Consider the following 26,402-nt stretch of genomic DNA (forward strand, 5'->3'; position numbering starts at 1 on the left):
CATGACGACACCCCCTGATGTGCACACCTGTGTGGCTGTGCTGATTGCGGCCCCGGCTTCGGGGCAGGGCAAAACCACGGTGACAGCAGCGCTGGCCCGCTGGCATACGCGCCAAGGCCGGCGTGTGCGGGTGTTCAAGTGCGGGCCTGATTATCTGGACCCTTACTGGCACCAACTGGCCAGTGGTGCCACGGTGCACAACCTGGATGGCTGGATGGTCGGCATGCCCGAGGTGCGTGCACGCCTGCATGCGGCGGCAGCGCAGGCCGATGTGATCTTGATCGAAGGTGTGATGGGCTTGTTTGATGGCAGCCCCACAGCCGCCGACCTGGCAGCCCAGCTGGGCATTCCGGTGTTGCTGGTCATGGATGCTTCGGCCATGGCTGGCAGCTTTGGTGCGGTGGTGCTGGGCATGCAGCAGTACCAGCCGAATGTGCCGTGGGCGGGCGTGCTGGCCAACCGGGTGGGCAGCAGCATGCATGCACAGATGTTGCAAGCCAGTTTGCGCGATCCTGCGGTGTGGCTGGGCGCATTGCAACGTATGGGCGAGGGCAAAGACGCGCAACTGCTGCCAGAGCGCCACTTGGGCCTGGTGGCGGCGCATGAGCTGCCCGATGCCATGGCGCGCCTGAATGCGGCAGCCGATGCGCTGGCGGATACCCCATTGGGCCAAATGCCGTGGGAAGACTGGCAACGCTGGTCGGTGGAGTTTGCGCTGGATGCCAGTGCGCCCACGCCGCAGATTGAGCCTTGGCTGCAAGGTCGCACCGTCGCTGTAGCCAGTGATGCCGCATTCAGTTTTATCTACCCGGCCAACCTGGATTGTTTGCAGGCCATGGGGGCGAAGCTGGTGTTTTTCTCTCCGTTGGCCGCAGAGCGCTTGCCCGCATGTGATGCCGTGTGGTTGCCCGGTGGTTATCCTGAGCTGCATGCCCACAAGCTGGCTGCCAACACAGGCTTGCAGGCTGACCTGCAGGCGCATGTGCAAGCGGGCAAGGCCGTGTGGGCGGAGTGTGGCGGCATGCTGGCCTTGGGGCACAGCATTCACACGGCGCAAGGCGAGGCTTTGCCCATGTGGGGCATTTTGCCGGGCACTGCGTCTATGCAGCCGCGTTTGGCAGGGCTGGGCATGCAGGAATGTGTGCTGCACGGCGGCCAACTGCGCGGCCATACCTTTCACTACTCGCGTTTTGACAGCGCTGCTGCCGAGGTGGCGCGCACCAGCCGTGCAGGGCAAAGCGTACAGGCGGACAAGGGTGAAGCCGTATACCAGCACGGCAGCATCTGCGCCAGCTATTTCCACGCCTGGTTTCCATCGCACCCCCGCGCGATTGCCGCCTTGCTGGGCGCAGAGGCAGTGCAATGGGCCGATGTGGCTGCAACGGCATAATTTGCGGCGCTTATGAATCTGATGAACCCCCATGCCATGCAGCCCTGGCAAGAATTGATTTTGGGCGGCCAAAAAAGTGGCAAAACCCGCCGTGCCGAGCAGGCTGCCCGCGATTGGGTGGATGCGGGCGCAGGCCGCTATGCGGTGTACCTCGCCACGGGCCAGGCATGGGATGCGGAGATGCAAGCGCGCATTGCGCGTCACCAGGCCGACCGTGCGCTGCGCGTGCCAGGCATGCAGACTGTGGAAGCGCCGCTGCACCTGGGCCAAGCCTTGCAGGCGCACAGCAAGGCGCAGACCTTGGTCGTGGTCGATTGCCTGACTTTGTGGCTGACCAACTGGATGATGCCGATGCAAAGCGTCGAGCAGGCGGCTTCAGAAGATCAGCCAAATCAGGCTCTAGCCCTTGACTGGCAAGCGCAACGTGCTTTGTTTTTAGAAGTTTTACCGCAGTGCCCCGGGCCGGTGGTGGTGGTGGGCAATGAGATCGGCCTGGGTGTCATTCCGCTGGGGCGCGAGGTGCGCGCTTTTGTGGACGCACTGGGCACTTTGAACCAAGACGTGGCACGTGTGTGCAGCCGCGCTACTTTGATGGCGGCAGGTTTGCCGTTGCAACTGAAATGAATGCTTTGTTACGCCGTAGCCTGCGCGCAGTGATCTGCGTGGGAGCACTTGCACTGGTGGGGGTGGCCCATGCAGCGGGTGCCCCAGCAGGTGTGCCTGCCAATGCCCTGAAAGACGAAAGAGGGCGTGTGATTGCCAGAGCGCAGCAGCCCCAGCGCATCGTGAGCCTGCTGCCTTCGCTGACCGAAACAGTCTGCGTTATGGGCGCATGCGACAAATTAGTCGGGGTGGATCGCTATTCCAACTGGCCTGAAAGCCTGCTGACGACCTTGCCGGTGCTCGGTGGCGGGCTGGATCCGAATGTGGAAGCCATCGTGGCGCTCAAGCCTGACGTGGTGCTGCTGTCCAACGCTGCGCGCGTGGTGGATCGGCTAGAAGCCCTGGGCTTGCGCACCGTGGCGCTGGAACCACGCACGCAAGCCGATGTGTACCGTGTGCTGCACAGCATTGGCTTGCTGCTGGGTTTGCCACCCGAGCAGGGGGCAGAGCGCGAATGGCGCCGCATGCAAGCGGGCATCAATGCCGCCGCGCAATCGCTGCCTGCGGGGGTGCACGGCGCCAAGGTGTACTTTGAAGTCAGCCGTGGGCCATTTGTGGCGGGGCCTTCATCGTTCATCGGCGAGTTGCTCACGCGCATGCAGATGGGCAATGTGGTGCCCAATGAGATGGGGCCGTTTCCACGCCTGAACCCAGAATTTATTTTGCGTGCCCGCCCCGATGTGATTTTGATGGGCAACCACAGCATGCAGGTGGCGCACACCTATCCGGGCTGGTACACGCTGGATGCTGTCAAGCACCAGCGGGTGTGTGCCTTTGATGCGCGCGAGTCGGGCGTGATTGTGCGCCCGGGCCCGCGCATGGATGAGGCGGCCCGCATCATTGCCCGTTGTCTGGCAGAGAAAGCGCCACGCCGTGCGGGTTGAAGCCAATTTGTCCCAAGCGCTGGTGCGCAGCCGTTGGTTGGCGGTGCTGCTGCTGGCCGCGAGCGGTGGTTTGCTGCTGCTGGGCGCCAGTGTGGGCAGTACCGGGTGGGAGAGCGTGTTGCGCATGCACAGCGATCCGGTGGCGCAGCAAATTGTCTGGGACATCCGCTTGCCTCGCACCCTGGGCGCGTGGCTAGCCGGTGCCTTGCTGGGGCTGGCCGGTGCCGTGGCGCAGGGGCTGTTTCGCAACCCGCTGGCAGATCCGTACTTGCTGGGCAGCGCCTCGGGGGCTGCGCTGGGTGGGGCCGCGGCCATGGTGTTCAGCGGCACAGCCGCCATGGGCATGGAATGGCTGCAGCGACTGGGCATGACAGGCATGGCCTTTGCCGGTGCGGCTGCGGCCGTGTTGCTGACGCTGATGCTGGCCCAGGGCGTGCAAAACAGCTTGCGCCTGCTGCTGGCGGGCGTGGTTGTGGGCGTGGTGCTGGGTGCGGTGCGCGACATGCTGGAGCTGCGCTACCCCGACATCTTGCAGCCGATGAAGGCCTTTGGACTGGGCAGCACGGCCTTCATCGGCTGGGCTTCGTGTGCGTTGATGCTGGGCGCCTGGGCGCTGTGCGCGCTGTGCGCGTGGGGGCTGTCGCGCGTGCTTGATGGGCTGACCCTGGGTGAATCCACTGCCGCCAGCCTGGGGCTGCCCTTGGCGCCCATGCGCGCAGGTTTGATTGCCGTGATGGCACTGGCCACCGGCACTGCCGTGGCACAGACGGGATTGATTGCCTTTGTGGGGCTGGCTGCGCCGCATTTGGTGCGCAGCATAGTCAGCGTAGGCCATGCGCGCAGCACACTGCTGAGCAGCTTGATGGGTGGCGTGGTGCTGCTGGCGGCCGACATTTTGGCGCGCTGGGTGATGGCCCCCGAAGAGCTGCCCGTGGGCGTGCTGACGGCCTTGCTGGGCGGCAGCTATTTGCTGTGGCTGATGCACCGTGGCCACGCCGCGCGGCAGATAAGGGGTTGACCATGGGCATGCAACAACCCCCCCAAGCTCTGCCAGCGCATGCAGCCGTGGCCCTGCAAGCGCACGATGTGCGCGTGCATGCGGGCAAGCAGTGTTTGCTGCACGGTGTGGACGTACAACTGCCCGCCCGGCAGTGGACCGCGATTGTTGGCCCCAATGGCGCGGGCAAATCGACCTTGCTGCGCGCGCTGGCGGGTTTGCAGCCGCGCAAAAGCTGGAGTGGGCAGGTGCACCTGCTGGGCCAGCCGCTGGCCGACTGGCCGGTGAAAGCCCGCGCTCGGGCCTTGTCGTGGCTGGGGCAGAACGAAGCGGTTTCGCAAGAGCTGTGCAGCTACGACGTGGTCATGCTGGGGCGCATGCCGCACCAGGCGTGGCTGGCGCCACCCAGTGCGCATGACCATGCGGTGGTGGAGCAATGCCTGCGCACCACGCAGGCGTGGGACTGGCGCCACCGCCCTTTGGGTGAGCTGTCGGGCGGAGAGCGCCAGCGCGTGCTGCTGGCGCGTGCCTTGGCGGTGCAGGCGCAGGTGCTGCTGATGGATGAGCCGCTGGCCAACCTTGACCCGCCGCACCAAAGCGCCTGGATGGAGACCGTGCAGGGTCTGGTGGCTTCAGGTCATACCGTGGTCAGCGTGTTGCACGAGCTGGGCATTGCCCTGCAGTCCGACCACATGGTGGTGATGCAAGCCGGGCAGGTGCTGCACCAGGGCGCCACGCACGCTGGCGACACCCACGCTGCACTGGAGGCGGTGTTTGAGCACCGCATCCGCATTCGCCAGATTGAGGGCATGTGGATGGCCTTGCCCACCGCTGCCAAGTCTGCTTAATTTTGAACATAAACGGCCGCTAGCCCTTGTTGGGTAAGCGCTAACAGCTATGCAAATTGAAACACCACCTTCTGAAAAACCTTATGAAAAACCCGAGGGCGAGCGCCGCGGGCTGGTCATTGTCAACACCGGCGATGGCAAGGGCAAAAGCACGGCAGCCTTTGGCCTGGCGTTTCGCGCCACAGGGCGTGGCAAAGCGGTCAAGGTGTTCCAGTTCATGAAAGTGCCGACCGCGCGTTTTGGTGAACACCGCCTGGCCGAGCAAGTGGGCCTGCCCGTGGAAGGGCTGGGCGACGGCTTTAGCTGGAAGAGTAAAGACCTGGACCACTCCGCCCAGCTGGCGCGCGATGGCTGGGAAAAGGCCAAGGCGGCCATCCTGTCGGGCGAGTACTTTCTGGTGGTGCTCGATGAGGTGACCTATCCGCTGATTTACGGCTGGCTGCCGCTGCAAGACGTGCTCGACACCTTGAAAGCGCGCCCCAAAGAAATGCATGTGTGCCTGACGGGCCGCCGCTGCCCGCAGGAAATCATCGACGTGGCGGACACGGTGACAGAGATGCAGATGATCAAGCATGCCTTCAAAGCAGGCATTCCTGCACAGCGCGGCATTGAAGACTGAGAATGCAGGCATGAGCCAAGCCCACGACCCCAGCCACCCCGCGCCCCACGATCTGCAGCACTACCAGACGGTGGCGGCCACGCCGTTTTCCGACGAGGAACGCGCTGCGGTGTACCGCGCCATTCATGAGCGGCGCGATATGCGCCACTTTGCGCCCGGCACGGTGGGGGATGACGTCTTGCTGCGCCTGCTGCGTGCGGCACACCACGCGCCCAGCGTGGGGTTCATGCAGCCGTGGCGTTTTATTCGCATACGCTCGCGCGGCATGCGCGAAGGCATTCATGCGCTGGTCGAGCAAGAGCGTGTGCTGACGGCGCAGGCGCTGGGCGTGCGCCAGGACGATTTCATGCAGCTCAAGGTGCAAGGCGTGCTGGATGCGGCCGAGGTGCTGATTGTGGCGCTGCCGCCGGGGCGCGAAGCCCATGTGTTTGGCCGCCGCACCATGCCAGAGATGGACGTGGCCTCGGCCGCCTGCGCCATCCAGAACCTGTGGCTTGCCGCACGTGCCGAAGGGCTGGGCATGGGCTGGGTGTCCATTTACGACCCCGTGGCGCTGGCGCAGTTGCTGCAAATGCCGCAAGGCAGCTACCCCTTGGCCGTGGTGTGCCTGGGGCCGGTGCAGGCCTACTACGCCGAGCCCATGCTGCAGCAAGAAAAATGGGCCACCCGTGCGCCGCTGCAAGAGATGCTGTTTGACGAGCGCTGGGGCCAGCCTGCGGCGACGAACCCTGAAGCCGCGCCGCGCCCATGAACGGTATCGATTTGACGGCCGTGCTGGCCGTGGCACTGAGCCCGCTGGCGTGGCTGTACCAATGGTGGGGCGCAGAGGGCGCTGCGCACCTGTTCTGGGCGCAGCAAATCATGGCCGCCGCCCTGGCGGTGCTGGTGGCCTTGCTGCTCGATCGCCTGTGGGGCGAGCCGCCCGTATGGCTGCACCCTGTGGTGCTGATGGGCAAGTTGCTGGGTCGCATCGGTCAATGCATAGCGCCCAGCGTTGAGAAAACCAGGGATTACAAGGCATTTGTCTACGGAATGCTTGCCTGGTGTGCGCTGGCAGCTCTCTTTTTTGTGATTTATGCCCTGTGCCAGTGGCTGCTGCCGCCCACGCAATGGTGGTGGCAGGGCTTGGTGGTGGGGGTGTTGCTCAAGCCGTTGCTGTCGTGGCGCATGCTCCAAGACGAGGTGCTGGCGGTGGAAGCTGCCTTGCAGCAGTCGCTGCCCGCAGGGCGCGAGCGCTTGAGCTGGCTGGTCAGCCGCGACACCACGCAACTCGATGCCGCCACCGTGCGTGAAAGCGCGATTGAAACCCTGGCCGAGAATTTGAGCGATTCCGTCATCGCCCCGCTGTTCTGGTTTGCCGTGCTTGGGCTGCCCGGTGCGGCGCTGTACCGCCTGGCCAACACGGCCGACGCCATGTGGGGCTACCCCGGCTGGCGCGGGCAGGGCACGCAACGCCGCCACTGGCAGTGGGCTGGCAAATGGGCCGCGCGCGCAGATGATGTGCTCAGCTGGCTGCCAGCGCGCATTACGGCAGCGTTGCTGGCGCTGGTGGCACGCGGCATCTCCTGGCCTGCGCTGCGGCGCGATGTGGCGGTGACGCCTTCGCCCAACGGCGGCTGGCCCATGGGGGCCATGGCGCAGGCGCTGGGGGTGCGCCTGTCGAAACCCGGCGTGTACCAGCTCAACCCGCAAGGGCGTGCCCCGCAGGCCACCGATGTGCAGCGTGCAGTGGGTTTGGCCTCCAAAGTGGTTGGGGTGCAGGTTTTGCTTACGTTGCTAGCTATTGTTTTTATGGCGATTATTCTGTGGCCATGGGTGGGTGATGCTGTCTGAAAACACCCTGATGGTGCATGGCGGCACCGACGCGCTGGGCGTGCCCGCGCATGACTTTTCCACCAACCGCAATGCCTGCGGGCCATGCCCAGCAGCCGTGCAGGCGCTGCAAGCGGCGCACAGCGCGCAATACCCTGACCCGCACTACACCGATGTATGTGCGCAACTGGCGGCTTTTCACGGCGTGGCGCCGGAACGCATCGTGATCGGCGGCAGCAGCAGTGAACTGATACACCGCCTGACCCAGCATGCCGTGCGCCACGGTGCCACGGCCATCACGCTGCCTCAGCACCACTATGGCGACTATCTGCAGGCCGCCCAGGTATGGGGGCTGCAAGCACACCCACGTGGCAGTGCGCAGGGTGAAGCAGCAGCGCCAGCGCACTTGCACTGGGCTTGTGAGCCATCCAGCCCCTTGGGGGTGCCAGAAACCATGTGGGGTGACTGGCCGCACAGCGCTGCGCCACGGGGTGGCGAGCCTGCTTGGCATGTGCTGGACTGCGCTTACCGCCCGCTGTGGCTGGAAGGCACTGCGCCGCAGCGCGACAGCGATGCCCTGTGGCAGTTGTGGACGCCGAACAAAGCGCTGGGCATGACCGGTGTGCGCGCGGCTTACGCGATTGCGCCGGTGCATGCCTCGGCCCAAGCACTGCAGGCGCTGCGCTGGCTGGCGCCCTCCTGGGTAGTGGGCGCACACGGTGTGGCCATGCTGCAGGCGTGGGTGACGCCGCAGGTGCAGCAGTGGCTGGCGCACAGCCTGCAGCAGTTGCGTGACTGGAAGGCCCAGCAGTTGGCGCTGTGCGCGCGGCTGGGCTGGCAGGTGGTGCCCGGCCATCAGGCCAACTACTTTGTGGCGCGGCTGCCGGTGGGCGACATGGCGGCGTGTTTGGCAACTTGGCGTGCCCAGGGCATCAAACTGCGTGACTGCGCAAGCTTTGGGCTACCCGGCCATGTGCGCTTGGGCGTGCTACCGCCGGCCTCACAGGCCGCGCTGGAGCATGCCTGGCGCAGCATGCCATGACCTTGCATGCCCCACACACTGGGCGCAAGATGCTCACCTTTCTTTCATGATGGCGGCCATGCCCACCAACTCCCTGAGGCAGCGCTGTGCGCCCATCTCGCGTAGCAGCGCGCTGGGCCGGCGTATGCTGATGGCCCCAAGATTGCGGGTGGTACAGCGCTGCCCGCTCAACCTGACAACCAAGACATGACAGCACGTTGCATCATGGTGCTAGGCACCAGCAGTGGCGCAGGCAAAAGCTGGGTGGCCACGGCGCTGTGCGCCTACTACCGCAGCCAGGGCTTGAAAGTGGCGCCTTTCAAAGCGCAAAACATGAGTAACAACGCGCGCGTGGTTGCCACGCCCGATGGGCAGTGGGGCGAGATCGGCACAGCCCAATACCTGCAAGCCCTGGCGGCAGGTGCCGTGCCTGATGTGCGCATGAACCCGCTGCTGCTCAAACCCGAGGCGGACACGCGCAGCCAGGTCGTGCTGATGGGGCAGGCGAATGCAGAACTCAGTGCCCTGCCGTGGCGTGGGCGCAGTTTGAAGGTGTGGCCGCAGATTGCGCAGGCACTGGATGCGCTGCGTGCCGAAAACGATGTGGTGGTGATTGAGGGCGCGGGCTCTCCCGCCGAGATCAACCTGCACGGCAGCGACGTGGTGAACATGCGCGTGGCCAAGCACTGCCAAGCGCACTGCCTGCTGGTCTCGGACATTGACCGGGGCGGGGCGTTTGCCCACCTGTATGGCACCTGGGCGCTGCTGCCCGAAGATGAGCAAGCCCTCATCCAGGGTTTTGTGCTCAACAAGTTCCGGGGCGATGCAGCGCTGCTGGCCCCGGCGCCTGCGATGCTGGAGGCCAAAACCGGCGTGCCCACGGTGGCTTGCATTCCGATGCAGTTTGACCATGGCCTGCCCGAAGAAGATGGCGTGTTTGATGACCGGGGCAGCACCGGTGCAGGGCAGGCGGTGCACACCACGATTGCCATCGTGGCCTATCCGCGCATCAGCAATCTGGATGAGTTTCAGCCCCTGTTGCAGGTGCCCGGCGTGCGCGTGGTATGGGCGCGTTCGCCAGCACAGATTGCCGGGGCGGACTGGGTGATTTTGCCGGGCTCCAAAGCCACGGCGTCTGACTTGCAATGGATGCGCCACCAGGGGCTGGATGCTGCCGTAGCCGCCCATGCCAAGGTGGGTAAGCGCGTGCTGGGTATTTGTGGGGGGCTGCAAATGCTGGGCGAAGCCTTGATTGACCTGCACGGCGTGGATGGCAACGAAGCCGGCCTGGGCCTGCTGCCTCTGGTCACACTGTTTGAGCGTGAAAAGACCGTGCGCCGAGTGTCTGCGCACCTGCCGGCATTGCGCGGTGCATGGGCGGCGCTGCAAGGGGTGGATCTGCAGGTGTATGAAATCCACCATGGCCAGACCCAGTTGCGTTCTGACATGGAAGCTGGCCAAACCCAGTGTGCCGATGAACCCGTGCCCGGCATGGTGTGGCAAAGCGCCCAAGGCAATGTGTGGGGCACGTACTGGCATGGCCTGTTTGAGAACGCTGCCGTGGTGCAGGCGCTGTGGGGTGCAAAAACCCCGTCGCTGGACGATGTGTTTGCCCGCATGGCGCAGGGCGTAGAGCGCTGGTTTACCGTCAAAATGTAAGTGATTGCTAGGGCTGTAGGCCTGAGACTGCAAGCCTTATTGGGCTGAACCGATACCTGTCTGCAGGCAGGGCGCGCATGATGGGGCATCACTCAGTTATCTCAGGAGAACACTTTGATGAAACTGCCTTTGACCGCTTCCTTGCGCGTGACCTTGTGTGCTGTGGCCCTGTCTGTCGGTGCGCTTGCGCATGCACAAACCCAGCCCGCACCCATGCCCGAGCCAGCGCCTGCCATGAAGTCCTATCCTGCCGGGGAAATGCCCAAGCACCGCCCCAAAGACCACCCCAAAGTCATGCCCAAGCACAAGGGGCATCACCCAGCAGGCCACGGCAAATATGCCACCCCGCAGCACCACGAAGCAGCGGCAGTAGCCGGCGAACGCAGCCGCGGTGCAGGCCCGCACAACCCCGGAGCAGGCCAGCCCAACGAGTTTGAGCGCAATGCGCTGCGCCGCTGTGAGATTTTCAAAACCGATCTGGATCGCCAGACCTGCGTGGAGCGCGTGCGCCAGCCGCAAATCTCCGGCAGTGTGCAAGGCGGTGGTGTACTGCGCGAGTACACACAAACCTACCAGGTGCCCGCGCCTGCATCACCAGCAACCCCAGCCGCGCCTGCGGTCATGCCGCAGACCCACCACAACATGATGCACCCGCCCATGCCGCCTGTAGAGCCCATGGGCAAGTAAACACGCCCTGCAGCGCACTTTGAAACCCGGCCCAGGCCGGGTTTTTTACTGCTGAGTTGAGAAAGTTCATCCACCCAGGGCAGGCACAGGGCGCATACTTGCTGCCAAGCGCTGTAGCGCCCTTGTTGATTGTGAGAAGGTGGATATGTTGCCTGTGATTCCTGAAGTTGTTGCTATCGAAGACGCTGCATTGGCTGCCCATGTGCAGGCCTTGCTGGACGACAAGACCAAACCCGTGGGCTCGCTGGGCATGCTGGAGCAGCTGGCGCACCGCATTGCCTGCATCTTGGGCACGGATGCCCCTGTGCTGCAGCAGCCGCAAATGGTGGTATTTGCCGCCGACCACGGGCTGGCGGCGCTCGGGGTCTCGGCCTACCCCGTGGATGTCACGTGGCAGATGGTGGAGAACTTCATGGCCGGTGGCGCTGCAGTGAGCGTGCTGGCGCGCCAACATGGCATTGCGCTGAATGTGGTGGACTGCGGCGTGGCGCGTGATTTTGCGGTGCGTGAGCAAGACCCTGAAGACAAGCTGCCCAAGTCTGGACAGCCCCGTTTGTGGCGCCGCAAAGTGGCCTATGGCACACAAGACTGCAGCCAAGGCCCGGCCATGACGCAGCAGGAGTGCGCGCTGGCGATTCGCAATGGCGTAGAGCTGGTCAAAAAGCTGCCGGGCAATGCGCTGCTGCTGGGGGAGATGGGCATTGGCAATACCTCGACCGCATCCTTGCTGCTGACCAAACTGTGTGGTGTGCCGATTGAGCAGGTTACCGGCATGGGCACGGGCCTGAGTGCCGAAGGCGTGCAGCGCAAGATTGCTGTGCTGCAGCAAGTGCTGTCACGGCATGCCCAGGTGAGCGACCCCTTGGAGGTGCTGGCTGCCATGGGCGGCTTGGAAGTGGCCACCATGGTTGGCGCGGTGCTGCAGGCTGCGGCCGAGCGCCGCGTGGTGGTGGTGGATGGTTTTATCACCACCGCAGCCGTGCTGGTGGCCAGCCGCTTGCAGCCAGCGGTGCTGCAGCGCTGTGTGTATGCCCACAGCTCCGGCGAGCCGGGGCACGCTTTGATGCTGCAAGCGCTGCATGCCAAGGCCTTGCTGGATTGGCAACTGCGTCTGGGGGAAGGCTCCGGCGCTGCTACGGCATGGCCGCTGCTGCCTGCCGCCTGCGCCATCTTGCGCGAGATGGCCAGTTTTGGCGCGGCGGGCGTGGCGACCAAGAGCGTTTAAAAGGCCCAACGCCCATACGCCATACACCCATACGCTCAGTTGCACAGAGCATTGAGCGCGCAAAGTCAAAGCCTGCGAAGTTGGCAAACCTCAGGGTTGATCGCGTTGAACTACTAAAAAAGAGAGCTGTTAGCGTTGGTATTTGCTGGTTTTTACGGTGTTTTTAGTCGTAAATCCAGTCAAAGAAAGCGCTGACAGCTCTCTTTTTTATGGTGGTATCAATCCAGTCGGATGCAGGGGCGCAGGCGGGAGTTGATCAAGTCCACCAGCCACAACAGGCCGCCGCGCCAAAAGCCGTACAGCCGTGCTTGGTGGGAGCGGTACAGCCAGATGTGGCTGAGCATGGCCATGCGCCCTTTGATCAGGCCGCCGTTGAACAGTCCAAATTTACCCAGCGAGCCGTAGGCGTCGTAGTTGGCCAGCGACACCAGCGCGCCAAAGTCGCGGTAGGCAAAGCCTTTGCCCGCATAGGCGTGGGTGCTGTCCAGCACTTTGGGCAGCAGCTCAATCACATAGCGCGCTTGCTGGTGGGCCACCTGGGCGGTGGGCGGCAGTGGCGTACTTTCACCGGGCAGGGTGTAGCTGGCACAGTCGCCCACGGCGTAGATGTTGGGGTCTGCGGTTTGCAAGTCATCGTTGACGATGAGCTGGTGGCCCCTTGTGGTGGGCAGGCCCAGCGTCGATAGAAATGCCGGTGCTTTCACCCCGGCGGCCCACACACTCAGCCCTGCGGGTATCAGTTCTTCGCCATCCAGCACCAAGCCATCGGCTTGTGCCGCCTGCACCTTGCGGTTGAGCAGCACCGTCACGCCCAGCGCGGCCAAGCGTTTTTGGGTGGCGGCAGAAATTTCTTCGGGGAAGCTGGCCAGAATGCGCGGGCCGCTCTCAATCAGTACGATCTGAAATTTGGCGGCCTTGCCCAGGGCGCCGTAGGCTTCGGCGCTTTCGGACAATTGCACCAGCTCGGCCGCCAGCTCCACGCCTGTTGCGCCGCCGCCCACAATGGCCACTTGCAGCGTTTTGCCATCGGTCATGCTGCGCAGCATGCGCAGGCGAATTTCCTGGTTGAAGTCATCGGCCTTGCGGCGCGAATCAATCATGTAGCAGTGCTCCAGCACACCGGGCGTGCCAAAGTCGTTGGCACCGCTGCCAATGGCGATGATGAGCTTGTCGTAGCGAATGCGGCGCGCGGGCACCAGCTCGCGCCCGTCGTCGGTGATGATGGGGTTCAGAATGATTTCCTGGCGTTCTCTGTCCAGCCCCGACATGGCACCGGGCTGGAAGGCAAAGTGGGCATCGGTGGCCTGTGCCAGATAGGTGGTTTGCTGCTGTGCCAGATCGCGTGTGCCAGCGGCAATCGTATGCAGCATGGGCTTCCAGACATGGGCGGAATCGGCGTCGACCAAGGTCACTGAGGCGCTGTGTGGCAGGCGCTGTTTGCCCAAAGCGGTGGCTATTTCCAGCCCCGCGACCCCGCCGCCGACGATCACCACCCGTGCGGCGTTTTTTTGCTGCGCTAAACCCATTGCTGTTTCCTGCCTGTGCTATCGAATGTTATGGAGGCTGTGTGCATGCATGCAGCATGCCTTGAGAGGCAGGCATTCTGCTTAATTTTTTGATAGCGCTTTGCGTAGGATGGGCTTGGTTTTTCTTGGAATTTATGTCTTACAGCAGAGTGCTTCTCAATGCATAGCGCCAACGCCAGCTGTGCGGCGCAGTGATGGCGCGGCCCCCCTCAGGCGTGCGCAGAAACCCCGTTGTAACCATTTTTTGAAAATGGCTATAAGGCAGCAGTGCCAGGGGGCTGCGCAGGGGTCGACTGGACTGCAGCAACCGGCAGGCAAGCCGCCGCTTGCAAGCCAATGATGTGCGGCCCTTGGTAGCGGTTGTGCAGATCCAGGCTGCCGTGCAAGGCCTGCACAATCTCCAGGCAAATGGCCAGCCCCAAGCCAGAGCCTGTGCTGGCGCTGCCTGCTGAAAAAGGCTGGTACAGGCGCTGCAGCAACTCTTCGGACAGGCCCGGGCCCTGGTCGATGATGTGCAGGCAGGCGTGCTGTCTATCGGCCTGCAGGGTCAGCGTGACCAGCAGGGCGCTGCCGATGGGGGCGTGGCGGATGGCGTTGTGCAGCAGGTTGCGCACCAGCTCACGCAGCATCCATTCGTGGGCGCACAGCGGTATGGCGGTGTCGGCTTGCAGCTCAAAATCCAGCAATTTGTCGGCAATCAAAGGTGCCAGGTCCAGCGCCACCTCGCGCACGATGGCATCCCAGGCGGTCAGCTGGCCGGTTTGCGGCTGCTGGCGCAACTGCTCCACCTTGGCCAGCGACAGCATCTGGTTGGCCAGCTGCGTGGCGCGGTCTACCGTGGCTTCAATTTCTTGCAAGGCCGTGGCCGCAGGCATATCGCCCTGGCGGGCCGACTGCACCTGCACCTTCAGTACCGCCAGCGGCGTGCGCAACTGGTGCGAGGCATCGCGCACAAAGCGTTTTTGGTGGCTGAGCAGATCGCGCAGCCGCTCAATCGCACGGTTCATGCCGTCGATCCAGGGCTGCAGCTCGCGCGGCACGGCGTTGCGCTGCAGGGGCTGGAAGTCATGGTGCGGCCGCTGGCCGATGGCGTGGCCCACCTCGCGCACGGCGCGCGTGACGCGCTGCACGACGATCATGATGGTCAGCACCAGCAGGCCCAGCAGTACGGCGTTTTGCCACAGGGTCTCGGTCAGCAGGTTCAAGGCCAGGTTGTGGCGCAGCTGCAGGGTTTCGGCCACCTGGATGACGGCCATGCTGCGCCCCGTGGCGCTGGCCACGGGCTGCAGCAGCACGGCAATGCGCACCGGCTGATCGCGGTAGGTGCTGTCGTAGAAGTCCACCAGCGCCGCGTAGGGGGGCTGGGCCGGGATGGTGCCGCGCCAAAAGGGCAGGTCGTCAAAGCCGGAGATCAGCTGCCCATCCAGGCTGGACACGCGGTAGTACAAGCGCGTGTGGGTGTCGGCCTCGAAGGCCTCCAGCGCCGAATACGGCACCAGGGCGTGGATGCGGGCGTGCTCGTCGTAGCCGTCCACGTCCAGCTGCTCGCCGATGGTCTTGGCCGATGCCAGCAGCGTGCGGTCATACGCGGTGTGCAGCGCCTGCAGCGAGGCGCGGTAGGACCACAGCATGTTCAGCGCGATGCAGGCAATCACTGGCAGCAAAATGCCCACCAGCAACTGGCTGCGCAAAGACCAGATGGGCTTGCGGGAAGGGGTGCTCATGCCGCGGCACCCGCTGCGGTGGGTTTGAGCAAATAGCCCAGTCCGCGCAGCGTGACCAGATCCATGCCCGTGCCAGAGAGTTTTTTGCGCAGGCGGTAGACCACCACTTCAATGGCTTCGTACTTCACATCCACCTCACCGGGAAACACCAGGTCGTACAGGCGCTCCTTGGCAATCGCTTGCCCGGGCCGTGCCAGCAGTGCCTGCATGAGGGCGCGCTCCCTGGGCGTGAAATCCATGGGCAGCCCCAGGTGGTAGATGGCGCCGCTGGCAGCATCCAGCCGCAGCGTGCCAAAGCTGGTGTGATGGGCTGGCTGGTGGGCCTGGTTGCCGCCGCCATGGGCACGCCGCTCCAGCGCACGCAGGCGCGCTTCCAGCTCGTCCAGATCAAAAGGCTTGGCCAGGTAATCATCTGCACCAGCATTCAGGCCCAGTACCCGGTCGCCCACGGTGCTGCGGGCAGTCAGGATGAGTACGGGCGTGGTGGCGTGCAGCGCACGCAGTGCGGCAAGTACCTCCAGGCCGTCACGCCCGGGCAAGCTCAGGTCCAGCACCATGACATCGGGCTGCAGGGCTTGCCACTGGGCAATCGCCTGCAGGCCATCAGCACACAGGCTGACATGGATGCCACGGCGCGCTAAAGCGCGCTGCAAGCTGGTTTGCATGGCGGGATCGTCTTCGACCAAAAGAATGTGCATGGCGGTGACGTTAGCACTGCGCCGTAGGCTTGTGAGTGAGGACGGGTGCGGGTTTTCACGGTGATGGCGGGACAGCTGTTTGACAGGCAAAACCTTCATCATCGCGCTGGGCTCGCAGGGCCGGAGTCTCTGCAGCATCCATCCGAGATGAAACCATCGACAGGAGACAAAACAATGCGACGCGATACCTTTTTGAAGAGCATGGCAGCTTTGGCTGCCGCAGGCCTGGCACCCACGGCCAGCTGGGCCCAGCAAGCGGCGGCCATGAAGATGATGCTGCCCGCCAACCCCGGTGGCGGCTGGGACACCACGGGCCGTGCCCTGGGCAAGGCGCTGCAGGATGCGGGCGTGGCTTCGTCCGTCACCTATGACAACAAGGGCGGCGCGGCCGGTGCCATCGGCCTGGCGCAGTTTGTGAACGGTAGCAAGAACGATCCGAACGCGCTGATGGTGATGGGCGCGGTCATGCTGGGCGGCATCATCACCGGCAAGCCCCCGGTGACCCTCAAGCAGGTGACGCCCCTGGCGCGCTTGACCAGCGAATACAACGTGTTCGTGCTGCCCGCCAATTCGCCGTTCAAGAACATGGGCGAAGTGATCGCACAGCTCAAGAAAGACCCCGGCAGCGTGAAGTGGGGCGGTGGCTCGCGCGGCTCAACCGAGCACATCGCGGCCGCGATGATTGCCAAGGCCGTGGGCGTGGACCCTGCCAAGATCAACTACGTGGCTTTCCGTGGGGGCGGTGAGGCGATCTCGGCCATTTTGGGCGGCAACGTCACCATTGGCGGCAGCGGCTACAGCGAGTTTGCCGAGTACATCGCCAGCGGCAAGATGAAGCCCGTGGGCGTCACCTCCGGCGAACGCTTGGCGTCGCTGAATGTGCCCACGCTGAAAGAGCAGGGTATTGACGTGGAAATTGGCAACTGGCGCGGTGTGTACGGCGCGCCCGGCATCAGCAAGCAGCAGCGCGACGAGCTGATTGCCAAGCTGGAAAAGGCCACCAAGAGCGCAGCCTGGCAAGAAGCGCTGAAGAAGAACGACTGGACACCCGCATGGCTGGCCGGCGATGCCTTCGCCAGCTTTGTCGATAAGGAATTTGAAAGCCTGCAAGACACCATGGCCCGCGCCGGCATGGTGTAACGCGCGGTGCAGCAGCACGGTGCACCCACCGCGCTGCTGAACTTGATAGCTAAAAGCGCTTGCTGCACAAGCGCTAGAGCCTTTTTTCTCTCATAAAGGAGCTCTGCATGTCTGAGAGCTTGAACCCTGTGCCCGCCGAGCAGGCCTGGCACAGTTCGATTCCGCCTGCGCGCTGGCAAGCTGCCGTGGGCGCTGGGGTGGTGCTGGTCGCCGTGGGCATGGGCGTTGGTGCCAGCCAGATTACCGGCGACGCCGGTTATGGCGGCGTGGGCCCCAGTTTTCTGCCCTGGTTGTGTGCCGTGGTGCTGGCCCTGTGCGGCGTCTGGCTGGTCTGGGAAGCCACTACGGGCGGCTACCGCAAGGCGGGTGAGCCCGGCGGCAGTGCCAAGGCCGATGTCGGCCCCTTCGTCTGGGTCTCGGCGGGCCTGCTGCTCAATGCCGGACTGATCGAGCACCTGGGCTTCATCATCAGCTGCACGCTGTGCTTCACCCTGGCCGTGCAAGGCCTGCGCCGGGCCCAGGGCCAGACGGGCACCCTGAGCGGCAAGGCCCTGCTCAAGGACGTGTTGGTGGGCTTCACGATTGCGGCCCCGGTGTTCTGGGCATTCACACAGTTCCTGGCCATCAACCTGCCAGGTCTGACGCAAACAGGGTGGCTGTGATGGACATGTTCGACGCACTGATGCAAGGCTTTGCCACGGCGGCCACTCCGATCAATCTGCTGTGGGCGCTGCTGGGCTGCGCCCTGGGCACGGCCGTGGGCGTGCTGCCGGGCATCGGCCCCGCCGTGGCTGTGGCCATGCTGCTGCCAATCACGGCCAAGGTGGAAATCACCGCCTCCATGATCTTCTTCTCGGGCATCTACTACGGTGCCATGTACGGCGGCTCGACCACCTCCATTCTGCTGAACACGCCGGGGGAAACCGCCAGCATGGTCACGGCCATGGAGGGCAACAAGATGGCCAAAAACGGCCGCGCCGGCGCGGCGCTGGCCACGGCGGCCATCGGCTCCTTCGTGGCGGGCACGGTGGCCACTGTGGTGGTGACGCTGTTCGCGCCCACCGTGGCGGACTTTGCAGTGAAGCTGGGCCCGCCCGAGTACTTCATGCTGATGGTGCTGGCCTTCACCACCGTGAGCGCGGTGCTGGGGCAAAGCAGCCTGCGCGGCATGACGGCCCTGTTCATTGGCCTGGCCCTGGGCTGCGTGGGCATGGACCAGATCACCGGTTCGGCCCGCTACACCGGTGGCAAGATGGAACTGATGGACGGCGTGGACATCGTGCTGGTGGCCGTGGGCCTGTTCGCCGTGGCCGAGGTGCTGTACGCGGCCCTGTACGAAGGCAAGGTCGACCAGTCGCAGAATAAGGTGACGCGCGTGCACATGACGCGCCGTGACTGGAAGCGTTCCGTGCCGGCCTGGCTGCGCGGCACCATCATCGGCACGCCGTTTGGCTGCATTCCCGCCGGTGGCACAGAAATCCCGACTTTCCTGAGCTACGCCACCGAGAAGAAGCTGGCCAAGGGCGAGGACAAGGCCGAGTTCGGCGGCAAGGGCGCCATCGAAGGCGTGGCCGGCCCCGAAGCGGCCAACAACGCCACGGTGACGGCGGCGCTGATTCCGCTGCTGACCCTGGGCATTCCCACCAGCAACACCACGGCCGTGCTGCTGGGCGCGTTCCAGAACTACGGCATCAACCCCGGGCCCCAGCTGTTCAGCAGCGCCGGTGCCCTGGTGTGGGCGCTGATCGCCTCGCTGTACATCGGCAACCTGATGCTGCTGGTGCTGAACCTGCCCATGGTGGGTTTGTGGGTGAAGCTGCTGAAGATTCCCCGCCCCCAGCTGTACGCCGGGATCCTGATTTTCGCCACCGTCGGTGCCTATGGCATGCGCCAGAGCACGTTCGACTTGTTCCTGCTGTACGGTATCGGTTTGCTCGGCGTGCTGATGCGCCGCTTCGACTTCCCCACGGCCCCCGTGGTGGTCGGCATGATCCTGGGCCCGCTGGCCGAAGCGCAGATGCGCAACGCCGTGTCGATCGGCGAGGGCAGCTTCTGGATCTTCCTGCAGCGCCCCATGTCGCTCACGCTGGTGGTGATCGTGCTGCTGGTGCTGATCGTGCCGCGGGTGTTGCAGCGCTGGGCGCAAAAGCGGGCTGTATACCGCGATGCCGCTTTGGATGCTTAGCAACTGGTGCGCAGCTGCAGCGTGCGCCTGTAAAAAAGCCCTGCCACCACTGGCAGGGCTTTTTGGTAGAGGGCTGCTACTGATTAACCAGCGCTAGGCAGCGTCATATAGCCCATCATCGGCCAGTAGGTCAGCGCAAAGATGACCAGCAGCACAGTGGCAGCCAGGGTCAGCATCAAGCCGGTGCGCACATAGTCTTTGATGTCAAAGGTGTCGGTGCCGTAGGCCAGCATGCCCTGGGGCGAGTTCACGGGCAGGATAAAGCCAAAGCTCACCACAAACTGCAGCAGCATGGTCATGCCAATCGGGTTGATGCCGGGTGTCTCCACCGCCTGCAGCACGCTGATGATGATGGGAATCATGGTCGAGGCCAAGCCCGTGGCACTGGCAAAGCCCAGGTGGATCACGATCAGGAACAACGACAGCAGCATCAAAATGGCAAATGCCGTGGCGTTGGCCAGCCCCAGGTTTTGCACAATCAGTTTGGCCAGCCATGGTGCAGCCTGGGTTTTAAGCAGGGCGGAGCCCATGGCGATACCGATGGCAAACAGCACCACGGTGCCCCAGGGGAAGCCCTTTTGTGATTCTTTCCAGCTCATCACACCAATGCGGGGCATGAGCATCAGCGCAATCGCTACGATGGTCGACGAGGTGGTGTCCACGCTGTGCAGCACGCCTTCGGTGGCCCAAAATCCCAGCAAAATCAGGGTGATGGCCAGCAGCTTCCATTGGTTGAGGGTCATCTGCCCCAAGGCCAGCAACTGCTGGCGCACAGCGTCACGGCCACCCTCGATGTGATCCATCTCTGGCTTGAGCATCCGAGTCATGATGAAGTACAAGGCCACGGTCATGGCTGCCGAGAACGGCGCACCGGCGATGAACCACTCTCCCCAGGTGATGGTCTGGCCAAACTGGCGTTCAATAAAGCCGATGGCCACCATGTTTTGTGCCGCAGCCGTTTTGATGCCGACGTTCCAAACGCTGGCAGTCTGTGCAGCAGTAATAACCACCAAAGCAGCAAACTTGCTGCGGCGGTCTGCGCCAAAAGCGGTCAGAAAGCCCAGCATGATGGGCATCAAGCAAGCGACGCGGGCGGTGGCGCTGGGGACGATGAAGGACAGCAAAAAGCCCACCAAAATCGCGCCCATCACCACGTACTTGGCCCGGGCTGGCACAAAGGACAGCACTTGCAGGGCAATGCGCTGGTCCAGGCGGGTCGCTGTCATGGCTGCCGCAATAAAGCAAGCTGCCGCAACAAGCACGGCTGCACTATTGCTAAAGCCGCTCAGGGCATAGGGCAGCGCCGCCTTGGTGCCCATGGCAACGGCGTCTGCAGCTTCTTTGCCCGGTACAGGGCTGATGGCCAGCAAACCCACCATCAAAGCGCCAATGACCAGCGCGGAGACCGCGTAGTCCAGTGCTTCCGTCATCCAGACAATCACGGCGAAAGCCAGGATGCCCAACATCATCTGCCCTGCTTGCGGCAGGCCTGCGATGGGGGGCATGAAAACAATCGCCAATAAGGTGATGAAAGCAGCGGCTAAACCAATTTTTGGCATCAGCTTGGGAGGGGGAGATGCCGCTTGGGGGGTGTTAGCAGAGGCGCTTGACATGGTGTGTTCCTCTTGGTCGATGTGTGTTTAGGACTGTGCTAAATATAGAGGCTATAGGGTTAACACTTATTGCCTTACATCAAGCCTTAACCAAAGTCAAAAGCAGGTGACATTTCGTGACGCTCTGCACACCATTGCCTTTACTTGGGCGCTTCGCTCTTGGGCTTGAAGTCACATTGTGCCGCCACCAAGCATTCCCAGCACTTGGGTTTGCGCGCTTGGCACACATAGCGGCCCAATAAGATCAGCCAGTGGTGGGAGTCCACCGCAAACTCAGCGGGAACGCGTTGGAGGAGCTGTTTTTCGACTTCCAGCGGCGTTTTTCCCGGCGCCAGACCGGTGCGGTTGCTGACTCTGAAGATGTGGGTATCCACCGCCATCGTCGGCTGACCAAATGCCACATTCAGCACCACGTTGGCAGTTTTCCGGCCCACCCCGGGCAGGGCTTCGAGTGCTTCACGGGTGTCTGGCACTTTGCTGCCATGGCGCTCCACCAAAATGCGGCATGTCTCCATCAGGTGTTTGGCTTTGCTGCGGTACAGACCGATGGTTTTGATATAGCTCTCTAAGCCTTCAAGGCCTAAATCCAAAATAGCCTGGGGCGTGTTGGCAACGGGAAAGAGCTTGCGCGTTGCTTTGTTCACGCCCACGTCGGTGGCCTGTGCGGACAGCAGTACGGCTGCCAGCAATTCAAACACGGTGGTGTACTCCAGCTCGGTTTGTGGGCTGGGGTTGGCTTCACGCAGGATGGTGAAGAAGGGTTTGATCGCAGATTTTTTCATGGGCATCAAAAAGGATGGCTGCATTGTCTACCAATGCATCCTGGGGATGCGTCTGGAGTGCATGTTGCGGTGCTTTTGCACGATGGGTGAAGGGCCGTGCTTTCCACACGCCCCTTGTCACACTGCCCACAACATCGGTAACTTGGCACCCGGTTTCAGGTGCGTACGCCCGTTTTGGGACAACAGCTTGCTGCGGGATTGCTGATGGCGCTTGCGGGGCATGGTGCCCTTCTTGCCTTAGATGGGGCAGAACCGCGGGATCTGCAGGCGGTGAGCGCCGAAGCGCCAGCAGAAACCGCTAACATTTGGGCAGTCCGAATGCAGTGAGAAGAGGGTGAGAAGAGGAAGTACGCATCGCTGGCGCTAGGGGGGGTAACCCAGCAAGTGAATGCCGCGAAGCATTGCACAGTGAGCCGATTAATATTTTTGAGAAATTTTTGATATTTGAATAAGCTGGATTTGAATATTTCAAAAATAAATATATTAAAAGGCGCTTATTGATGTGTTTTTGTTGCAGTGCAGCAAATTCTTCTCACTGATTTCGATGAAAGATAAAGATACGGAAAACAGCGCGTTTGCAAGCAAAGCTGTTGAATGGAAGAAATAGATAAGGCATTGAATTTTTAAATGAAAGGAAATTCTTAATGCAATTTGCGAAACGTTTAGATAATGTAGAAACCTCCGCCATACGCGAATTATTCAAGTTGCTGGGTAAACCGGGGATTATCAGTTTTGCAGGGGGTTTCCCAGACAGTGCCATGTTTGACGTGGCAGGTATTCAAGAAGCCGCCAACAAAGCACTCACTGAAAATGCAGGTTTGGCGTTGCAATATGGCGCGACAGAAGGTTTTGGCCCTTTGCGTGAGCAACTGGCGGCCTTCATGGCCACCAAAGGGGCTAAAGACGTCTATGCAGACAACCTGATCGTCACCACGGGCAGCCAGCAGGCGCTGGATTTGCTGGGCAAATGCATGATCAGCCCCGGCGACAAGGTGATTGTGGAAGGGCCCACCTTCCTGGCCACCATCCAGTGCTTTCGCCTGTATGGCGCAGAAGTGATCAGCGCCCCGGTGGATGCCAACGGCGTGATCGTGGAAGCGCTGGAGCAGCTGATTGCCGAGCACCAGCCCAAGCTGGTGTATCTGATTCCTACTTTTGGCAACCCCAGCGGTGCCACGCTGAGTCTGGAGCGGCGCAAGCGTGTGCTGGAATTGGCGGTGCAGTACAAGACCTTGGTGGTGGAAGACGACCCGTATGGCGATCTGTACTTCGACGCACCGCCGCCCGCGAGTTTGCTGGCGCTGTCAAACGAAGTTTTGGGCAGCCGCGAGTGGCTGGCGCACTGCGGCTCGCTGTCCAAAGTGCTCAGCCCTGGTTTGCGCATTGGCTGGCTGATCGCCAACGCGGAGCTGCTGGCCAAGGCGGTGATGTGCAAGCAATTCAGCGATGCGCACACCAGCACGTTTGCGCAGGCTACGGCAGCGCAGTACCTGCTGGCCGGGCATATGCCCGCGACGCTGGCCAAGATGCGCAAGGTGTATGCCGCGCGGGCCCACACCATGATGCATGCGCTGCGTGCCGAGCTGGGAGATGTGGTGTCGTTCACCGAGCCGCAAGGTGGCTTGTTCTTGTGGGTCAAGCTGACAGGCCAAGGCGGCAAGCTGGCCGACGCGAATGTGCTGGCCAAGAAAGCGATTGAGCAAGGCGTGGCCTTTGTGCCGGGTGCGCCGTTCTTCAGCCAGAACCCCGATGCGTCCACCCTGCGCCTGTCGTTTGCCACGGCCGACGAGGACAAAATCCGCGAAGGCGTGGCACGCTTGGCCAAGGCGATAGCCGCATGAGTGACGCCTTGAACGCCGAGCAGCTTGAGGCGCGCATCATGGAGCTGGAGGTCAAGGCCAGCTACACCGATGACTTGCTGGAAGAGCTGAACATGACCATCTACCGCCAGCAGCAGCAAATTGATGCGCTGCTGAATGAAGTGCGCCAACTGCGCCAGCAAGTGCCGGAAGGGGGCCAAGCGGCGCCGCGCAATTTGCGTGACGAATTGCCCCCGCACTACTGAGCTGGTTGAGATAAAAAAGTAGCGCCTGGTGCTGGTATTTAAAGCATTTCAGATGGTTTTATGTCTGAAATGCTTGTGTATCCAGCGCTAGGTGCTCTTTTTTTGTGCAAATGCTTTGCTAGGCAAGCGTTCCGGCTGCCGCGTTGCGAAGGTGGCTGCGTTCACTGCATGCGTTCACTCTTGCAGCATCTGCACCAGCTCGGTTTCAATTTGCAGTTGCTTGGCGTTGTTGGCCAGGCTGGAGCCTTGCACCAAAAAGCTGTCTTCTACGCGTTCGCCCAGCGTAGAGACTTTGGCCAGTTCCACGCTCAAGCCGTGCGCTGCCAAAATGCGCGCCACGGAATACAGCAAGCCGGCGCGGTCGCTGGCTGAGATGTTGAGCAGCCAGCTTTGCGCTTTTTCATCGGGCGTGAGGGTGACGCGCGGCACCATGGGAAAGCTGCGCACCCTCCGTGACAGTCGGCGTTTGATGGGCTCAGGCAGCGGTTCTTTGCTCTGAATGGCCTGGGGCAAACCGTTTTCAATCAAGGTGGTCAGCTCGCGGTAGTGCATATGCAGCTGCTCGGAAGCAATCTGGAACGTATCCAGCGCATAGCCATTGCGCGCCGTGTGGATGCGTGCATCCACCACCATCAGCCCGGCCTTGTCAAAGTAGCCGCAGATGCGGGCAAACAAGTCGGCCTGATCGGGGGCATACACCAGCACCTGCACGCCTTCGCCCGCCAGCGATTGGCGCGCCCGCACCACCGGCGTGGGGCTGCCCACGTGGCGCGAGAGGTGGCGCGTGTGCCAGGCAATGTCGGCAGGCTCGTGGCGCATGAAGTAGCTCACGTTCAAGGTGTCCCATAGCGCTTTGTGCGATTCATGGGGCTGCGCCGACAGCGCCAGCTGCACCAGCGCGTCGCGCTTGCGCGCTTCCACCATCGATTGCGCATCGGGCGCTCGCCCGCCCAGCACGCGCATGGTGTTGTGAAAAAGGTCTTCCAGGAGCTTGGCTTTCCAGCCATTCCACACCTTGGGGCTGGTGCCGCGGATGTCGGCCACGGTTAGCAAGTACAGCGCGGTCAGCTGGCGCTCATTGCCCACACGCTGGGCAAACGCGCAGATGACATCCGGGTCGGAAGTGTCTTGCTTTTGTGCAACCGTGCTCATTTGCAGGTGCTCGCGCACCAGGAATTCGACCAGCGCGGCATCGGCTGCTTCCATGTCGTGCTGGCGGGCAAAGCGCTTGACTTCGATGGCGCCAATTTCAGAGTGGTCGCCGCCGCGGCCCTTGCCGATGTCGTGGAACAAGCAGGCCAGATACAGCAGCCAGGGCTTGTCCCAGCCGCTGGCCAATTGCGAGCACAGGGGGTATTCGTGCGCGTGCTCGGCCATGAAAAAGCGCCGCATATTGCGCAGCACCATCAGGGTGTGCTGGTCCACGGTGTAGACGTGGAACAGGTCGTGCTGCATCTGCCCGACGATGCGGCGGAATGACCACAGGTAGCGTCCCAGCACCGAGGTGGCGTTCATCAGCCGGAAGGCGTGCGTCTGGCCGCGCGGCTCCTGCAGGATTTGCATGAAAGTGCGGCGGTTGACGGGGTCCTGGCGAAAGCTGCTGTCCATCAGGTCCCGGGCGCTGTACAGGGCGCGCAGCGTGCGGGCTGACAGATCGCGCAGGCCGGGAGATTTCTGGTAGGTCAAAAAGGTGGCCAAGATGGCCTGCGGGTCTTGGTGGTACAGCTCGTCGCTGGCCACTTCGATCAGTCCGTCCTTGTCCCAAAAGCGTTCATCGATGCGCTTGAGCGCCGCGTTGTTGGGGTAGAGGTGCTCCTGGATATTGAGCAGCAAAATCTGCTGCAGCTGCATCACGGCCTTGGCGGCCCAGTAATAGCGGCGCATCAGCACCTCACTGGCACGCACGGGCATGGTCTCGCCCACCGGGGTGTGGCTCTGAATGCCCAGGGACTGGGCCACCGCCGTTTGCAAATCAAAAATCAGGCGGTCTTCGTGGCGCCCCGAGATGGCATGCAGCTTGGCGCGGATCAGGCTGAGTGTGGCCTCGTTGCGCTCAAGCTGTGAGGCTTCAAACTCGGTAGCGATGCCGGATGCCGCCAGCTCGCGCCAGGTGCGCCCCAGGCCTGCGGCTTGCGACACCCACAAAATGGTGTGCAGATCGCGCAAGCCGCCGGGAGATTCTTTGCAGTTGGGCTCCAGCGCATAGGGCGTGTCTTCATGCTTGATGTGGCGCTGGCGCAACTCCAGCGTCTTGGCGGTAAAGAATGCCTTGGGGTTCAGGCCAGCGCGGTATTGCTGTTGAAAGTCGGCAAACAAAGCGGCATCACCATCTATCAAGCGTGCCTCCAGCATGGCAGTTTGCACGGTGACGTCTTGGGCGGCCTCGGCCACACATTCGCTGATGGTGCGCACGCTGGAGCCAATTTCCAGTCCCGCATCCCAGCACGCGCCAATAAAGCGCTCAAGGTGGGTTTTCAGGTGGGCATGCGCCTCGGTGTCTGTGCCGGGCAACAGCAACAACACATCGACGTCGGAGGCGGGAAACAGTTGCTCGCGCCCATAGCCGCCGACTGCCACCAAGGCCACCTCGGCAGGCAGGCCGGAGGCAGTGCGGACGGCACACAAGTGCTTGTCTGTCAAGCGCGAGAGCTTGTGCAGCACACTGCGAATGCTGCGTGTGCTGGCCGCAGGGGTACGCAGCCCCTCGCTGATGGCATTTTTTTCTTGGCGGTAAACGGTACGCAAGGTGCCGAGTTCAGTGTTCATGGCGCGATAACCTGTCGGAGAAAACTGGTCAAAACCTAAGCAAGAAATATGCGCAGTTGCTGGGCGGGGTGGCTGGTGCAAGGTGCGCCGGTATGTGT

The 26,402-nt window shown here is 62.7% G+C and carries 23 protein-coding genes; 17 read left to right on the forward strand and 6 right to left on the reverse strand.

Going from position 1 to position 26,402, the window contains the following annotated elements:
- The first annotated feature begins 1 nt into the window (after window position 1).
- From QEP12_RS02170 to cobT, 12 genes are all read left to right on the forward strand, one after another.
- A complete protein-coding gene (locus QEP12_RS02170; protein WP_284213222.1) occupies window positions 2-1,390 on the forward strand; it encodes a cobyrinic acid a,c-diamide synthase CobB in 1,389 nt (462 codons plus the stop codon).
- A gap of 12 nt (window positions 1,391-1,402) precedes the next feature.
- Window positions 1,403-2,014, forward strand: a complete 612-nt coding sequence (locus QEP12_RS02175) for a bifunctional adenosylcobinamide kinase/adenosylcobinamide-phosphate guanylyltransferase (RefSeq protein WP_423119676.1) — start codon at window positions 1,403-1,405, stop codon at window positions 2,012-2,014.
- Window positions 2,011-2,937 (forward strand): ABC transporter substrate-binding protein, encoded by a 927-nt coding sequence (locus QEP12_RS02180; protein ID WP_284213223.1) that lies wholly within the window; start codon window positions 2,011-2,013, stop codon window positions 2,935-2,937. The genes QEP12_RS02175 and QEP12_RS02180 overlap by 4 nt, the downstream gene beginning before the upstream one ends.
- Window positions 2,927-3,955, forward strand: coding sequence for a FecCD family ABC transporter permease (locus QEP12_RS02185; protein WP_246254326.1), 1,029 nt, complete (start codon window positions 2,927-2,929; stop codon window positions 3,953-3,955). Before QEP12_RS02180 ends, QEP12_RS02185 begins: the two co-directional genes overlap by 11 nt.
- 2 nt (window positions 3,956-3,957) lie before the next feature.
- Window positions 3,958-4,782 carry an ABC transporter ATP-binding protein gene (locus tag QEP12_RS02190; RefSeq protein ID WP_246254327.1) on the forward strand — a complete coding sequence of 275 codons (825 nt, stop codon included), beginning with the start codon at window positions 3,958-3,960 and terminating at the stop codon, window positions 4,780-4,782.
- A gap of 49 nt (window positions 4,783-4,831) precedes the next feature.
- Entirely contained in the window at window positions 4,832-5,401 is a 570-nt protein-coding gene (gene cobO / locus QEP12_RS02195; RefSeq protein ID WP_174863418.1) for a cob(I)yrinic acid a,c-diamide adenosyltransferase, read from the forward strand.
- A gap of 10 nt (window positions 5,402-5,411) precedes the next feature.
- Window positions 5,412-6,152, forward strand: a complete 741-nt coding sequence (gene bluB / locus QEP12_RS02200) for a 5,6-dimethylbenzimidazole synthase (RefSeq protein ID WP_284213224.1) — start codon at window positions 5,412-5,414, stop codon at window positions 6,150-6,152.
- A complete protein-coding gene (gene cbiB, locus QEP12_RS02205) occupies window positions 6,149-7,234 on the forward strand; it encodes an adenosylcobinamide-phosphate synthase CbiB (RefSeq protein WP_284213225.1) in 1,086 nt (361 codons plus the stop codon). Before bluB ends, cbiB begins: the two co-directional genes overlap by 4 nt.
- Complete coding sequence (locus QEP12_RS02210; RefSeq protein ID WP_284213226.1) at window positions 7,224-8,255, forward strand: aminotransferase class I/II-fold pyridoxal phosphate-dependent enzyme; 1,032 nt, start codon at window positions 7,224-7,226, stop codon at window positions 8,253-8,255. The genes cbiB and QEP12_RS02210 overlap by 11 nt, the downstream gene beginning before the upstream one ends.
- 186 nt (window positions 8,256-8,441) lie before the next feature.
- The gene (locus QEP12_RS02215; protein WP_284213227.1) at window positions 8,442-9,893 is read left to right on the forward strand and encodes a cobyric acid synthase; all 1,452 of its coding nucleotides are present in this window, start codon (window positions 8,442-8,444) and stop codon (window positions 9,891-9,893) included.
- 117 nt (window positions 9,894-10,010) lie between these two features.
- Entirely contained in the window at window positions 10,011-10,580 is a 570-nt protein-coding gene (locus QEP12_RS02220) for a hypothetical protein (RefSeq protein WP_284213228.1), read from the forward strand.
- Window positions 10,581-10,725: 145 nt separating this feature from the next.
- Window positions 10,726-11,805: a nicotinate-nucleotide--dimethylbenzimidazole phosphoribosyltransferase gene (cobT, locus tag QEP12_RS02225; protein WP_174863428.1), complete on the forward strand. Its 1,080-nt coding sequence runs from the start codon at window positions 10,726-10,728 to the stop codon at window positions 11,803-11,805.
- A 218-nt stretch (window positions 11,806-12,023) separates the two neighbouring features.
- Here cobT and QEP12_RS02230 read toward each other — a convergent pair whose 3' ends face one another.
- The 3 genes from QEP12_RS02230 to QEP12_RS02240 form a co-directional block, all read right to left on the reverse strand.
- The gene (locus tag QEP12_RS02230; RefSeq protein ID WP_284213229.1) at window positions 12,024-13,331 is read right to left on the reverse strand and encodes an NAD(P)/FAD-dependent oxidoreductase; all 1,308 of its coding nucleotides are present in this window, start codon (window positions 13,329-13,331) and stop codon (window positions 12,024-12,026) included.
- 254 nt (window positions 13,332-13,585) lie between these two features.
- Window positions 13,586-15,055: a sensor histidine kinase gene (locus QEP12_RS02235; protein WP_174863421.1), complete on the reverse strand. Its 1,470-nt coding sequence runs from the start codon at window positions 15,053-15,055 to the stop codon at window positions 13,586-13,588.
- Window positions 15,052-15,753, reverse strand: coding sequence for a response regulator transcription factor (locus QEP12_RS02240; protein WP_174863422.1), 702 nt, complete (start codon window positions 15,751-15,753; stop codon window positions 15,052-15,054). The genes QEP12_RS02235 and QEP12_RS02240 overlap by 4 nt, the downstream gene beginning before the upstream one ends.
- A gap of 174 nt (window positions 15,754-15,927) precedes the next feature.
- On the opposite strand from QEP12_RS02240, the gene QEP12_RS02245 reads away from it, so the two are divergent.
- The 3 genes from QEP12_RS02245 (at window position 15,928) to QEP12_RS02255 (ending at window position 19,078) form a co-directional block, all read left to right on the forward strand.
- Window positions 15,928-16,893 (forward strand): Bug family tripartite tricarboxylate transporter substrate binding protein, encoded by a 966-nt coding sequence (locus tag QEP12_RS02245; RefSeq protein WP_284213230.1) that lies wholly within the window; start codon window positions 15,928-15,930, stop codon window positions 16,891-16,893.
- A gap of 107 nt (window positions 16,894-17,000) precedes the next feature.
- On the forward strand, window positions 17,001-17,555 hold the full coding sequence (locus tag QEP12_RS02250) for a tripartite tricarboxylate transporter TctB family protein (RefSeq protein ID WP_284213231.1): 555 nt from the start codon (window positions 17,001-17,003) through the stop codon (window positions 17,553-17,555).
- The gene (locus tag QEP12_RS02255) at window positions 17,555-19,078 is read left to right on the forward strand and encodes a tripartite tricarboxylate transporter permease (RefSeq protein WP_284213232.1); all 1,524 of its coding nucleotides are present in this window, start codon (window positions 17,555-17,557) and stop codon (window positions 19,076-19,078) included. Before QEP12_RS02250 ends, QEP12_RS02255 begins: the two co-directional genes overlap by 1 nt.
- Before the next feature lie 83 nt (window positions 19,079-19,161).
- On the opposite strand, the gene QEP12_RS02260 is transcribed toward QEP12_RS02255, so the two are convergent.
- Together QEP12_RS02260 and nth are read right to left on the reverse strand one after the other, a co-directional pair.
- Window positions 19,162-20,691, reverse strand: a complete 1,530-nt coding sequence (locus QEP12_RS02260) for an SLC13 family permease (protein WP_219164319.1) — start codon at window positions 20,689-20,691, stop codon at window positions 19,162-19,164.
- Between the two features lie 140 nt (window positions 20,692-20,831).
- Window positions 20,832-21,473, reverse strand: coding sequence for an endonuclease III (gene nth / locus QEP12_RS02265; RefSeq protein ID WP_174863423.1), 642 nt, complete (start codon window positions 21,471-21,473; stop codon window positions 20,832-20,834).
- A gap of 644 nt (window positions 21,474-22,117) precedes the next feature.
- Here nth and QEP12_RS02270 point away from each other — a divergent pair.
- Window positions 22,118-23,314 (forward strand): aminotransferase-like domain-containing protein, encoded by a 1,197-nt coding sequence (locus QEP12_RS02270; protein WP_174863424.1) that lies wholly within the window; start codon window positions 22,118-22,120, stop codon window positions 23,312-23,314.
- Window positions 23,311-23,538 carry a SlyX family protein gene (locus QEP12_RS02275; protein WP_219164322.1) on the forward strand — a complete coding sequence of 76 codons (228 nt, stop codon included), beginning with the start codon at window positions 23,311-23,313 and terminating at the stop codon, window positions 23,536-23,538. The genes QEP12_RS02270 and QEP12_RS02275 overlap by 4 nt, the downstream gene beginning before the upstream one ends.
- 174 nt (window positions 23,539-23,712) lie before the next feature.
- On the opposite strand, the gene QEP12_RS02280 is transcribed toward QEP12_RS02275, so the two are convergent.
- The gene (locus tag QEP12_RS02280; protein WP_284213233.1) at window positions 23,713-26,304 is read right to left on the reverse strand and encodes a [protein-PII] uridylyltransferase; all 2,592 of its coding nucleotides are present in this window, start codon (window positions 26,302-26,304) and stop codon (window positions 23,713-23,715) included.
- Window positions 26,305-26,402 lie beyond the last annotated feature (98 nt).

Origin of the sequence: Comamonas jiangduensis (genome assembly GCF_030162955.1) — a bacterium.
Taxonomy (GTDB): Bacteria; Pseudomonadota; Gammaproteobacteria; order Burkholderiales; family Burkholderiaceae_C; genus Comamonas; species Comamonas jiangduensis.